We start from the raw sequence: 13,482 nt of genomic DNA, 5'->3' as shown, positions 1-13,482 counted from the left end.
CGCCCTGCGGGCGGGTGTCACTCGACCACGTGACGGCCCTCCGGGCGAGCACTGCACGATGCCCGGAACGCGCAGTGTGCACAGTGTTGTCCGGTGGTTGGGGAGAAACGTTCGTCCAGGACCTTGCCGGCGGCCGTGGCCAGGAGGTCTCCCACCCACTCCCCTTCCAACGGTTCCTGGGCCTGCACCTTGGGAACGGTCTCGCCACCGTTCTTCTTGGCCGCGCCCTGCCGCAGCTGGACGAGTTCGGCACCGCCCGGTTCGGGGCGTACGCCACCGAAGGGCTCGTCGACGGCTCCCTCGCGGACCGCGAGCTGGTACACGGCGAGCTGGGGGTGACGGGCCACCTCGGCGGAACTCACGGGCTGCTTGCCCGTCTTGAAGTCGACGACGTACGCGCGACCCTCGGTGTCGGCCTCGACGCGGTCCATGGAGCCCCGGATGCGCACCTCGTAGTCGCCCGCCCCGAGGGTGACGTCGAAGTCGTGCTCGCTGGCCACCGGGGCCCGCCCCGTGCGGTCCATGACATGCCATTTCAGGAAGCGTTCGAGCGCCGCGCGCGCGTGCTGCTTCTCCTGCTCCGACTTCCAGGGCGCGTCGAAGGCGAGCGCGTTCCACACGGAGTCGAGGCGCTCCATGAGGACGTCGAGGTCGGCGGGGGTGCGTCCGGAGGCGACCTCGTCGGCGAGGACGTGCACGACGTTGCCGAAGCCCTGGGCGGCGGTCGCGGGCGCGTCGGCCTTCACCTCGCGGCCGAGGAACCACTGCAGGGCGCACGTGTTGGCGAGCTGGTCGAGGGCGCTGCCGGACAGTACGACGGGCTGGTCGCGGTTCCTGAGCGGCACCTTGCTCTCGGTGGGCTCGAACATGCCCCACCAGCGGTACGGGTGCGCCGACGGCACGAGCGGGCGGCCGTCCTCGTCGCTCAGCGCGGCCAGTCGCGCCAGGCGCAGGGCGGCGGCCTCACGGAGGGTGTCCGACACGCGCGGGTCCACCGTCGTGGCGCGCAGTTCGGCGACGAGGGCGGCCACGGACAGCGGGCGGCGGGGGCGGCCGGTGACGTCCTTGGGTTCGACGCCGAGTTCGGCGAGGAAGCGGGAGGGCTGGTCGCCGTCGTCGGCGGGGGCCTTCACGGCGGTGACGACGAGGCGCTCACGCGCGCGCGTGGCGGCCACGTAGAACAGCCGGCGTTCCTCCGCGAGCAGCGCGCCCGGGGTGAGCGGTTCGGCGAGCCCGTCGCGGCCGATGCGGTCGGCCTCCAGGAGGGAGCCGCGACGGCGCAGGTCCGGCCACAGGCCCTCCTGCACGCCCGCGACGACGACCAGGCGCCATTGCAGGCCCTTGGACCGGTGCGCGGTCATCAGGCGTACGGCGTCAGGGCGGACGGCCCGCCCGGTGAGTGTGTCGGCGGCGATGTCCTCGGCCTCGATCTCCGCCAGGAAGTTGAGGGCGCCGAGGCCGCCGGTGCGCTCCTCCGCGCGTGCCGCCGTGGCGAACAGCGCGCACACGGCGTCGAGATCACGGTCCGCGTTGCGCCCGGCCGCGCCACCGCGCCTGGCGGCCCGCTCCAGTCGCCTGGGCCACGGCGTGCCGTCCCACAGCTCCCACAACGCCTCCTCGGCCGTACCGCCGCCCGCGAGGCGTTCACGGGCCTTCCGCAGCAGCGCGCCCAGGCGCTGCGCGCCCCGCGCGTACACCGGGTCGTGCGCCACCAGCCGCTCCGGCTCCGCCAGCGCGCGTGCCAGCAGTTCGTCCGAGGGCGGCGGTACGGGGTTGCCGCCGGCCCGCTCCTCCTCGCGCAGCGCGCGGCCGAGACGTCGCAGATCGGCGGTGTCCATGCCCGCGAGAGGGGAGGCGAGAAGGTTGAGCGCGGTCTCGGTGTCGAGCCAGGAGGACCGCGAGTCGGGCACGTCTGACGCGAGGGACATATCGGGTGTACCGGATGAATCGCCGGTCTCCTCGGCCGAGGTCGTCGGGGCCTCCTCCCCCAACTCCACCCGTGCCTCCTCCCCCAGCTCCGCCCGCGCCACCGCCCGCAGTGCCGTCAGGAGGGGCTGTACGGCCGGTTCGTGGCGCAGGGGCAGGTCGTCGCCGTCGATCTCCAGGGGGACACCCGCGGAGGTGAGGGCGCGCCGGATCGAGGGGATCGTGCGGGCACCGGCGCGCACCAGGACCGCCATCTCGCTCCAGGGGACACCGTCCTCCAGGTGGGCCCGGCGCAGGACGTCCGCGACGTTGTCCAGCTCGGTGCCCTGCGTCGGGTACGTGTAGACCTCGACGCTCCCCCCGTCCCGCACCGGCCTGAGCTCGCGGTGGGCCCGTACCTTCTCGGCGGGGAGGCGGGTGAGCGGCATGCGCTGGGTGAGGAGACGGGTGGCGGCGAGCAGGCCCGCCCCGGAGCGGCGGGAGTTCCGGAGGACCGCGACCGGGGCCTGGCGGCCGTCCGCGCGCGGGAAGGCCTGCGGGAACTCCAGGATGCCGTTCACGTCGGCGCCCCGGAAGGTGTAGATCGACTGGTCGGGGTCACCGAACGCGACCAGGGTGCGCCCGCCGCCCGCGAGGGCCCCGAGCAGCCGTACCTGCGCGGGGTCGGTGTCCTGGTACTCGTCGACGTAGACCGCGTCGTACTGGGCGGCCAGGTGCTCTGCGACGCCGGGGCGACCGGCCAGGAGCACGGCCCGGTGGACCAGTTCCGCGTAGTCGAGCACCCCCTGCAGGTCGAGGACGTCGAGGTACTCGGCGAGGAAGGCGGAGGCCGCGAGCCAGTCCGGGCGGCCGATGCGGCGAGCGAAGGCCCGCAGGTCCTCGGGCGCCAGGCCCAGTTCGCGGCTGCGGGCGAGGACCGCGCGGACCTCGTCGGCGAACCCGCGCGTGGTCAGACAGGCGCGCAGTTCGTCCGGCCAGCGCACATGCGCGAGCCCCAGGCGCTCCAGGTCGGGCTGGCCCGCCAGCAGTTCACGGACCGCCACGTCCTGTTCGGGGCCGGACAGCAGCCGCAGGGGCTCGACGAACAGGTCGATGTCCTGGTGGGCGCGGACGAGGGCGTAGCAGAACGAGTGGAACGTGGTGGCCTGCGGGGCGCGCGCGGCGCCCATGCGCAGCGCCATGCGGTCGCGGAGCTCCACGGCCGCCTTGCGGCTGAAGGTCAGGACCAGCACGCGCGCGGGGTCCGCTCCGCGGGCGACGCGGGCCGCCACGGACTCGACGAGCGTGGTCGTCTTGCCGGTGCCCGGACCTGCGAGGACGAGCAGAGGGCCGGTCTCGTGGTCAACCACGCCGCGCTGCTCGGCGTCCAGACGAGGGGGGTCCGTTCGGGGTGGTGGGGTACGCACCAGTCGGTAAGCGCCACGGCTCCCCTGTCGCACCTGGGTGTGCGACAGGCGCCTGGTGGAGAAAGAGGAGCTCACGTGGTTCGCCGGTCCTGGTGGGTGTGCGAGGTGTCACTGCCGACGCGGTGCGCCGGCGTCACGGGGTGGTGGTCGGGAAACGGGTGCGAGGCCCCTCGCGCGGTGAGGGCGGTGGCCGCGGGGTGAGAGGGACACGCGCAGCCGACGCTACGCCGACGGGTGGTACGGAAGCAGAGCTTCCTCTTGTTCCCTCCCGACTCGCGCGGCACCTGCGTCCCTCGCCCCACGAACGTACGGCATCCCGCCGACGTGCCCCGCTTCCCCCGTACGGACCAGGCGTCGCACCCGGGTCCGCCGGATGCCGGAAGCTGTCAGGTGTGACCCTCCGCGCGACCGTCGCCGTCCCAGCGCGCTCGTCTCATGTCGACGCGCGGCACATGGCCCTCAGTGGTGCGGCTCGCCTCGCGCAGGGGGGTGCCCTCCGCGCGGTAGTGGTCCAGGGCTCTCAGTTCGTGGCCGGGCAGCAGGACGCCGTCGGCGCGGACGACCCGCCACCATGGCACCGCACCGCCGTAGAGGGCCATCACGCGGCCCACCTGGCGCGGGCCGCCCTCCCCCAGCCATTCGGCGACGTCCCCGTACGTCATGACCCGCCCTGGCGGGATCAGGTCGGTGACCTCGAGGACCCGCTCCGCGTACTCCGGCAGGGCGTCCGCCGGAAGGCTCTCCTCGCTCATCCGCCCCATCCTGCCCCACCCCACCGACAATGGGACGTGGTGACCGACGTGGGCGTCCCTCGCCCCGGGGGCGGTCTTCGGGCAGACTGTGCGCCCCCGCATTGCACCCTGATGCCCCTGTGTGCCCACCGGGCATGCCACCATCGTGCGGGCGGTGACTGGTGATACGAGACCAAGAAGAGACGATGAAGCAGCAGAGCGTGCACCCCGATGACGCGGCGGGCACCTCTGACGCCTCGTCGCGCCCGAACGCCGCCGAGGGGGGCGACGAGGGCGCCGACAACGTCTCGGAGAAGGCGCCCGGCACGACCCCGCCCTTGGCCGAAAGCGGCTCCTCCAAGACGCACGAGGACCAGAAGCAGCAGGTCGAGCAGGACGAGCAGGACGAGAAAGACACGGGGGAGGCCCACGCCGAGGAGGTCGAGGGCGACGAACCGTTGCTCCCCGCGCGCGTGCACCGTCCCTCCGACCTCATGCGGCTGTCGGTCGGCATCCTCGGGATCATCGTCCTGCTGGCGATCGCCGCCTTCGCCCACGGCACCACCTCCGGGCTCGAGCAGGACATCAGCAAGGGCACGGGGCAGGCGCCCGATCTTCTGATCAAACTCGCGGGCCTCGGGTCGAGCATCGCGATCCTGCTGGTGCCGGTCGCCTTCGCGATCGAGCGGCTGATCAAGCGGGACGGGCTGCGCATCGCCGACGGCGTGCTCGCGGCGGTCCTGGCGCACGGTGTGACGCTGGCGACCGACCTGTGGGTCGCCAGGGCCGCCCCGGACTCGATCCAGGAGGCCCTCACCCAGCCCTCCCCCGGCGACATCCACGCCCTCACCGACCCCGTGCACGGCTACCTCGCCCCGGTCATCGCGTACATGACCGCCGTGGGCATGTCCCGCAGACCGCGATGGCGGGCCGTGCTGTGGATCGTGCTGCTGCTGGACGCCTTCTCGATGCTGGTCACCGGCTACACGACACCGTTCTCGATCATCCTGACGGTGCTGATCGGCTGGACCGTCGCCTACGGGACGCTGTACGCGGTCGGCTCCCCGAACGTACGCCCGACCGGCCGGACCCTGATGGCCGGCCTCAGGCGGGTCGGCTTCAAGCCGGTGAGCGCGGCCCGTGAGGAGGTCCCGGAGACGGCGGAGGGCGGCGACCGGGGCCGCCGGTACTTCGTGACGCTGGAGGACGGCCCACCCCTGGACGTCACCGTCGTGGACCGGGAACAGCAGGCACAGGGGTTCTTCTACCGCGTGTGGCGGCGGCTGACGCTGCGTGGCATCACCACCCGCCGCAGCCTCCAGTCGCTGCGCCAGGCGCTGGAGCAGGAGGCCCTCCTCGCGTACGCGGCCATCGCGGCCGGAGCCAACGCGCCCAAGCTGATCGCGACCTCCGAGCTCGGACCGGACGCCGTGATGCTCGTCTACGAGCACACCGGCGGACGCACCCTGGACTCCCTGGCGGACGACGAGGTCACCGACGAGCTGATGTCGGACACCTGGCACCAGGTGAAGGCACTGCAGTCGCGGCGCATCGCGCACCGCAGGCTCGTGGGCGACGCGATCCTGGTGGATCGTTCCGGCACGGTGATCCTGACCGATCTGCGCGTCGGCGAGATCGCGGCCGGCGACCTGGTGCTGCGCATGGACGTCTCCCAGCTGCTGACGTCACTGGGCCTGCGGGTGGGCGCCGAACGCGCGGTGGCCTCGGCCGTGAGTGTGCTCGGCCCCGACGCGGTGGCCGACTGCCTGCCACTGCTCCAGCCCATCGCCCTTTCACGCTCCACGCGCGCGACCCTGCGCAGACTGGCCCGGGAGCGCGCCGAACGTGAGCGCGAGGCGGTCCTGGAGGCGTCCCACCTGGCCAAGCAGGCCCGCGCGGAGGAGCACAGCAGGGCCGCCGAGCCCGGCAAGGCGGACAAGAAAGCCGTACGGGCCGAGCAGCGGGCCGAGAAGCGGGCGATCGACGAGGCCCTAGAGGAGGCCCGGGAGGAGGACCTGCTCACCCAGATCCGCCACCAGGTGCTGCTCATCAGGCCCCAGGCACCGGTCGAACCGGTACGGCTGGAGCGGGTCAAGCCGCGCACGCTGATCAGTCTCATCGCCGGCGCGATCGGCGCGTACTTCCTGCTGACCCAGCTCACCCACATCGAGTTCGGACCGCTCATCGAGAACGCCGAGTGGGGCTGGGTGGCCGCGGCGGTGTTCTTCTCCGCGCTGAGCTATGTCGCGGCGGCGATGAGCCTGCTGGGTTTCGTGCCGGAGCGGGTGCCGTTCCTGCGGACGATCGCGGCGCAGGTCGCCGGATCGTTCGTCAAGATCGTGGCACCGGCAGCGGTGGGCGGTGTGGCGCTCAACACACGCTTCCTGCAGCGTGCGGGGGTGCGGCCGGGGCTCGCGGTGGCGAGCGTCGGCGCGTCGCAGCTCTTCGGGCTCGGCTGCCACATCCTGATGCTGCTGGCCTTCGGTTATCTGACCGGCACCGAGAAGACACCGTCCCTGTCGCCGTCCCGCACCGTCATCGCCGGCCTGCTGACGGTCGCGGTGCTCGTCCTGGTGATGACGTCGATCCCGTTCCTGCGCAAGTTCGTCGTCACCCGCGTGCGGTCGCTCTTCGCCGGTGTCGTGCCGCGCATGCTCGACGTGCTGCAGCGGCCGCAGAAGCTGGTCACCGGTATCGGCGGCATGCTGCTGCTCACCGGCTGCTTCGTGATGTGCCTGGACGCCTCGATCCGCGCGTTCGGCAACGATGACGTGTCGATCAGCATCGCGAGCGTGGCGGTCGTCTTCCTCGCGGGCAACGCGCTGGGTTCCGCCGCGCCGACCCCGGGCGGTGTGGGTGCGGTCGAGGCCACGCTGACGGTCGGCCTGATCGCCGTCGGCCTCCCCAAGGAGGTCGCCGCGCCCGCGGTGCTGCTGTTCCGCCTGCTGACCCTGTGGCTTCCCGTGCTGCCGGGATGGCTGGCCTTCAACCAACTGTCACGAAAGGGCGCGCTCTAGGCGGGTCCACGCGCGCGTGGGCCCCGTTTCCGGAACTCACGCGCCCACGCGCGCGTGGCGACCCATCCTCGTGTCTCACCCGCACGGCCCGCGCCCCGAGCACGACGACCCGGGCGCCTCCAGGATGGGTGCATGCCCCTCTCGCCCCGGCCACGTGCCGTCATCGTGACCGCCACCGCCCTCCTGCTGTCCCTGTCGGCGGCGAGCTGCGGCGACGACGCCAAGGGCGACGACCATGACCTGACGGCCCAGAAACTGAGCTGGAAGACCTGCGAGGCGCCGTCCGAGTCCGAGGGCGGCGGCACCGCTCCCTCCCCGCTGCCGGACGGCGACGTCTGGCAGTGCGCGACCATGAAGGCCCCTCTCGACTGGGACGACCCAAAGGGCAACACGATCCGCATCGCGCTGATCCGGGCCAGGTCCAGCGGCACCGAGAGCCGGCGCATCGGCTCGCTCGTCTTCAACTTCGGCGGCCCCGGCCTGTCCGGCGTCAAGACGCTCCCCTCTTTCGGCGAGGACTACGGGAGACTGCGCACCCGCTACGACCTGGTGAGCTTCGACCCGCGTGGCGTCGGCCGCAGCGCCGGCGTCCGGTGCGAGGACGACGCGGCACTCGACGAGTACTTCCAGCAGGACGGGACACCGGACGACGCGGCCGAGCGGACGGAGTTCGTCGACAACACCAAAGCCTTCAACTCCGCCTGCGAGGAGAACTCCGGCAAGACCCTCCCGCACGTCCGCACCACCGACGCGGCCCGCGACATGGATCTGATGCGCCAGGTCCTCGGCGACGACAAACTCCACTACTTCGGCTTCTCCTACGGCACCGAACTCGGCGGCGTCTACGCCCACCTGTTCCCCGAGAACGTCGGACGGGCCGTGTTCGACGCGGTCGTCGACCCGACGCAGACGGCGGAGCAGGGCTCGCTCGGACAGGCCAAGGGCTTTCAGTTGGCGCTCGACAACTACGCCCGGGACTGCGTGTCACAGGCGGAGGGCTGCCCGGTCGGCGACACCGAGCAGGACGTCGAGGACCGGATCGTCAAGCTGCTCGGCGACCTCGACAGCAAACCGATCACCGGAGTCTTCCCCCGCGACCTGACCGAGTCGGAGGCGACGGCCGGTATCGCCCAGGCCCTGTACTCCCAGGACCTCTGGCAGTACCTGACGGAGGGCCTGGAGCAGGCGTACAACGGGGACGGCCAGCTGCTGATGCTGCTGTCCGACTCGCTGAACGGGCGCAGTGAGAACGGTGAGTACAGCAACATCACCGCGGCGAACGTCTCCATCAACTGCGCGGACGACAAGCCGCGCTACACCACCGAGGACGTGGAGGCGAGGCTGGCCGAGTTCCGGGCGGCCTCCCCCGTCTTCGGCGAATGGCTCGCCTGGTCCATGCTCGGCTGCGCCGACTGGGCCGTCGCCGGTGCGGCGGACCATCCCGACGTGCGCGCTCCCGGCTCGGCGCCGATCCTCGTGATCGGCAACACGGGTGACCCCGCCACGCCGTACGGGGGCGCGCGGAAGATGGTCGAGGCGCTCGGGGCGGGGGTCGGGATCGAGCTGACGTACAAAGGACAGGGGCATGGCGCGTACGGCAGCGGAAACGCCTGCGTACAGACGGCCGTGGACGGCTACCTGCTGACGGGGAAGGTACCGAAGACCGGCACGATCTGTTCGTAAATGCAGGTCAGAGCGTTATCCACAGGCGCTCTCACCCTTCACGGCAGTCCGCATACCATGGCATGACTGCCATTCGGGACATCCGGTGGACGGGTATCGCGAGAGGGGGGAAGTGCTCATGGCGCGTTTTCCACGGGGGGCGGCTCTGGCCGCTGCCGTGCTGCTGATCGCCGGCTGTAGCGGCGGCACGGACGACGGAGCCGGCGACGAGGCGAGCGACGGGAAGGCCCCGGCATCGTCACCGGCGCCCCAGAAGCTCGACTGGGAGCGCTGCAAGGAGACTGCGGAGGGACCGGCACCGGGCGACGACTGGCAGTGCGCGACGCTGAAGGTGCCGCTGGACTACGCGAACCCGGACGAAGGGACGATCGGACTCGCGCTGATCCGCAGCAAGGCGACCGGCGACACCGACGAACGTCTCGGCTCCCTCCTGTTCAACTTCGGCGGGCCCGGCGGCTCCGGCGTGTCCATGCTGCCGTCGTACGCGGCGCTCACGAGCGAACTGCACAAGCGGTACGACCTGGTGAGCTGGGATCCGCGCGGGGTGGCCGAGAGCGAGGGGGTGCGCTGCCGCGGCGACAAGGAGATCCAGGCGGGCGAGTCGGTGGACGCGACACCGGACGACGCGACCGAGGAGACGGCCTTCTTCGAGGACGCGGCCGGCTTCGGCGCGGGCTGCGAGAAGGCCGCGGGCAAGCTGCTGTCTCATGTCTCGACCGCCGAGACCGCCCGCGACATGGACGTCATGCGCCAGGCCCTGGGCGACGAGAAGATGCACTACCTCGGCATCTCGTACGGCACCGAACTCGGCGGGGTCTACGCCCACCTGTTCCCCAAGAACGTGGGACGCCTGGTCCTGGACGCGGTGGTCGACCCGACCGCCGACACGATGGGCCACGCGAGGAACCAGGCCCTGGGCTTCCAGCGCGCCCTCGACAACTACCTGAAGTCCACGGGCCAGGACCCCGAGGAGGGCACCCGGAAGATCGAGGACCTGCTGGAGCGGATCGACGCCGAGCCGCTGGCGACGACGTCCGGCCGCGAACTCACCCAGACCCTGGCGACCACCGGCATCGTCCTGCCGCTCTACAGCGAGCAGAGCTGGCCCACCCTGACCAGCGCACTGGACGCGGCCGAGGACGGCGACGGCACCGAGCTGCTCGCGCTGGCCGACGGGTACAACGAGCGTGACCCCTCGGGCCACTACGGCACGACGACCCACTCCCAACGGGTCATATCGTGCTTGGACCAGAAGCAGCGGCCGACTTCGCAGGAGACGAAGAAGCTGCTGCCCGAGTTCCGGGAGATCTCGCCCGTTTTCGGCGAGTTCCTCGGCTGGGACACCGCGGGCTGGTGCCACGACTGGCCGGTGCCCGGCCTGACGGACTCGCCGGAGGTGAGCGCACCGGGAGCGGCGCCCGTCCTCGTGGTGGGCAACACCGGGGACCCGGCGACGCCCTACGAGGGCGCGCGGAAGATGGCCGAGGAACTGGGCGAAGGCGTGGGTGTGATGCTCACCTGGAAGGGCGAGGGCCATGGCGCGTACGGCAGCGGCAGCAGCTGTGTCGATTCGACGGTGAACGCGTATCTGCTGGACGGGGCGGTGCCGAAGGACGGCAAGGTCTGCACCTAGATGTTCCGTCTCGGGACGGTCGCCGGCTCGCGCTGGTCCGGACGGCAGCGGGAAGGGGCCCGGCACCGGTGGTGCCGAGCCCCTCTCCGGAAGGCGTGTGTCTAGTAGACCGGCTTGTTCGGCTCGATCTGGTTGACCCAGCCGATCACGCCGCCGCCGACGTGGACCGCGTCGGCGAAGCCGGCCGACTTCAGGACCGCGAGGACTTCCGCACTGCGGACCCCCGTCTTGCAGTGCAGGACGATCTTCTTGTCCTGCGGGAGGGCCTCCAGGGCGGTGCCCATGAGGAACTCGTTCTTCGGGATCAGCTTGGCGCCCGGGATGGAGACGATCTCGTACTCGTTGATCTCGCGGACGTCGATGATCTCGATGTTCTCACCGTCGTCGATCCACTCCTTGAGCTGCTTGGGAGTGATCGTCGAGCCGGCGGCCGCCTCCTGGGCCTCCTCGGAGACGACGCCGCAGAAGGCCTCGTAGTCGATGAGTTCGGTGACGGTGGGGTTCTCGCCGCAGACCGCGCAGTTGGGGTCCTTGCGGACCTTGACCTGGCGGTACTGCATCTCCAGGGCGTCGTAGATCATCAGGCGGCCGACCAGCGGCTCACCGATGCCCGCGAGGAGCTTGATGGCCTCGTTGACCTGGATGGAGCCGATGGACGCGCACAGCACACCGAGGACGCCGCCCTCGGCGCAGGAGGGGACCATGCCCGGCGGCGGGGGCTCCGGGTAGAGGCAGCGGTAGCAGGGGCCGTGCTCGGACCAGAAGACGGAGGCCTGGCCGTCGAAACGGTAGATCGAGCCCCAGACGTACGGCTTGTTCAGCAGCACGGCCGCGTCGTTGACCAGGTAGCGGGTCGCGAAGTTGTCCGTGCCGTCGACGATCAGGTCGTACTGGCTGAAGATCTCCATCACGTTCTCGGCCTCGAGCCGCTCTTCGTGGAGGATCACGTTCACGTACGGGTTGATGCCGAGGACGGAGTCACGGGCGGACGCGGCCTTCGAGCGGCCGATGTCGGCCTGGCTGTGAATGATCTGGCGCTGCAGGTTCGACTCGTCGACCTCGTCGAACTCCACGATGCCGAGCGTCCCGACGCCCGCCGCGGCCAGGTACATCAACGCCGGCGAGCCCAGGCCGCCGGCGCCCACACAGAGCACCTTGGCGTTCTTCAGCCGCTTCTGCCCGTCCATCCCGACATCGGGGATGATCAGGTGGCGGGAGTACCTGCGGACCTCGTCTACGGTGAGCTCGGAAGCGGGCTCGACCAGGGGTGGCAGCGACACGGGGACTCCGTTGGTCGGTCAATCACTACAGTTGTTCTCCCCGTAACACTGCCACGCCCTTTTTCATTCCGAGACACCCGTTCCAACCAGCGAGACGATTTCGTCCCAGTAGCCGGGCATCGTCTCCCAGGGGTCGATCCTGCCGCCGCGGTCCGTGCGGTCGGTGAAGTAGATCGTGGCGGCGCCCTGCCAGCGGGCTGTGCGCAGCGCCTCGTCGAGGTGGCCGCGCGGGACACCGTGGACGAAGTGGCAGAAGCGCTCGGGCGGATGGTCGGCGGTCCACTCGGCCACCTGCGACCAGCGGTATTCGCTCCAGGGGCCGGAGAAGGTCACCAGTTGGTCGGCGGTCTCGGCATAGCCGGGATACGGGTGGGTGCCGTGGCCGAGGACGACATGGCCGCCGCCGAGGAGTGCGCGGAGCGCGGTGACGGTGCGGCTGGTCTCGGGGAGGGCGCTGCGCTCGGTGGGGCAGCGGTCCAGGAGGAAGCCGTCGACCTGGTACCAGTCGAGGTAGCGGCGGGCGTCGGAGGCGATCTCGGCGAAGGCGCGCGCCCCATAGGTCACGTCCAGATGGCCGAGAACCCGCACGCCCGTGTTCCGCAGCCGTCCGGCGGCTTCCAGACAGTGCGGGTCGGGACGGGTGCCGGGGCCGTCGGAGACGTTCAGGACGACCCAGTGCAGGGGGGTGCCGGGGCGGGTGAGTTTGCCCCATTCCAGGGGAGCGAGGAGGGGGTGGGCGTAGCCGGGGATGCCGAAGCCGAGCCGTAAGCCGGTGCTCGCGATGCCGGAGGAGGCGGGGGTCAGATACGGCATGCCGCCTCCATCCAGATGTCGGCGAGGGACTCCTCGAGGTTGATGCGGGGCCGCCAGCCGAGCCGGTCGCGGGCGGTGCGCACATCGGCCTGCTGCCAGCTGCCGCAGCCGTCCGGGTAGGGGTAGGAGACGGGGGCGGCGTGGTCGGGTTCGGGGCGGGGGTGGCCGATGGTGGGCCTGATGGGGCCGGGCGGGGCGTCGAGTTCGTGGAGGGCTCCGCCGTAGCCGGCGACGCGGGCGAGGACGGCCGCGGCGTCGCGGAGGCGCACGGCGCGGCCCGAGCCGATGTTGATCACGCCCTGGGCCGCGGAGAGCGATGCGGCGTGGACGGCGCGGGCGACGTCGCGTACGTCGACGAAGTCGCGCTGGACGCCGAGGCCGCCGAGTTTGAGTTCGCCGTCGCCGGACTGCATGGCGCGGCGCATGGCTTCGGCGAGGCGGCCGAGCGGGGAGCCGGCGGGTGTGCCGGGGCCGGCGGGCGAGAAGACGCGGAGGACCACGGCGTCCAGGCCGGAGCCGAGGACGAGTTCGGTGGCGGCGAGCTTGCTCACGCCGTACGGACCGCCGGGACGGGGCACGGCGTCCTCTGCGGTGGAGGAGCCGGGCTGGCTGGGCCCGTACTCGGCACCACAGCCGAGCTGCACCAGGCGTGCCCCGCAGCCGCTGCGGCGCAGGGCCTCGCAGACGGTGGCGACGGCGACGGTGTTGTGCCGGGTGAGTTCGCGGGCGCCGCCGCGGGTGGCTCCGGCGCAGTTGACGACGACTCCGGGGTGGACGGCGTCCAGGAAGCGGGTGAGCGCGCCGGGGCTGCCGGTGGCGAGGTCGAACCGTACGTCGGCGTCGTCGCCGCGGCCGAGGGCGGTGAGCTGCACGGCCGGGTCGGCGAGCAGGCGTTCGGCGACGAAGCGGCCGAGGTATCCGTTGGCTCCGATCAGCAGGACCCTCATCGGGCGGCTCCCGGGGCGGGTTCTCCGGTTCGGGAGGTGATCATCT

8 protein-coding genes are annotated in these 13,482 nt (G+C 71.6%); 3 read left to right on the top strand and 5 right to left on the bottom strand.

Going from position 1 to position 13,482, the window contains the following annotated elements; translation table 11 throughout:
• Nucleotides 1-17 precede the first annotated feature (17 nt).
• Together OG272_RS32540 and OG272_RS32535 are read right to left on the bottom strand one after the other, a co-directional pair.
• Complete coding sequence (locus OG272_RS32540; protein ID WP_327727907.1) at nt 18-3,407, bottom strand: ATP-dependent DNA helicase; 3,390 nt, start codon at nt 3,405-3,407, stop codon at nt 18-20.
• 311 nt (nt 3,408-3,718) lie between these two features.
• Nucleotides 3,719-4,084 carry an MGMT family protein gene (locus OG272_RS32535; RefSeq protein WP_405895373.1) on the bottom strand — a complete coding sequence of 122 codons (366 nt, stop codon included), beginning with the start codon at nt 4,082-4,084 and terminating at the stop codon, nt 3,719-3,721.
• 185 nt (nt 4,085-4,269) lie between these two features.
• Here OG272_RS32535 and OG272_RS32530 point away from each other — a divergent pair, with 185 nt between their 5' ends.
• From OG272_RS32530 to OG272_RS32520, 3 genes are all read left to right on the top strand, one after another.
• The gene (locus OG272_RS32530) at nt 4,270-7,080 is read left to right on the top strand and encodes a lysylphosphatidylglycerol synthase transmembrane domain-containing protein (RefSeq protein WP_326577702.1); all 2,811 of its coding nucleotides are present in this window, start codon (nt 4,270-4,272) and stop codon (nt 7,078-7,080) included.
• Between the two features lie 132 nt (nt 7,081-7,212).
• The gene (locus OG272_RS32525) at nt 7,213-8,763 is read left to right on the top strand and encodes an alpha/beta fold hydrolase (RefSeq protein WP_327727909.1); all 1,551 of its coding nucleotides are present in this window, start codon (nt 7,213-7,215) and stop codon (nt 8,761-8,763) included.
• 118 nt (nt 8,764-8,881) lie between these two features.
• Nucleotides 8,882-10,396, top strand: a complete 1,515-nt coding sequence (locus OG272_RS32520; RefSeq protein WP_327727910.1) for an alpha/beta hydrolase — start codon at nt 8,882-8,884, stop codon at nt 10,394-10,396.
• A 101-nt stretch (nt 10,397-10,497) separates the two neighbouring features.
• Here the strand turns inward: OG272_RS32520 and moeZ are convergent, their stop codons facing one another.
• The 3 genes from moeZ to OG272_RS32505 form a co-directional block, all read right to left on the bottom strand.
• On the bottom strand, nt 10,498-11,676 hold the full coding sequence (gene moeZ, locus OG272_RS32515; RefSeq protein ID WP_326577705.1) for an adenylyltransferase/sulfurtransferase MoeZ: 1,179 nt from the start codon (nt 11,674-11,676) through the stop codon (nt 10,498-10,500).
• Between the two features lie 63 nt (nt 11,677-11,739).
• On the bottom strand, nt 11,740-12,489 hold the full coding sequence (locus OG272_RS32510; protein ID WP_327727911.1) for a spherulation-specific family 4 protein: 750 nt from the start codon (nt 12,487-12,489) through the stop codon (nt 11,740-11,742).
• Nucleotides 12,477-13,436: an NAD-dependent epimerase/dehydratase family protein gene (locus OG272_RS32505; RefSeq protein ID WP_326577707.1), complete on the bottom strand. Its 960-nt coding sequence runs from the start codon at nt 13,434-13,436 to the stop codon at nt 12,477-12,479. Before OG272_RS32505 ends, OG272_RS32510 begins: the two co-directional genes overlap by 13 nt.
• Between the last annotated feature and the right edge of the window lie 46 nt (nt 13,437-13,482).

This window comes from Streptomyces sp. NBC_00104 (assembly GCF_045160825.1).
GTDB lineage: Bacteria > Actinomycetota > Actinomycetes > Streptomycetales > Streptomycetaceae > Streptomyces.
The sequence above is the reverse complement of the archived record's forward strand: the minus strand, read 5'-3'. Positions and strand labels throughout refer to the sequence as shown.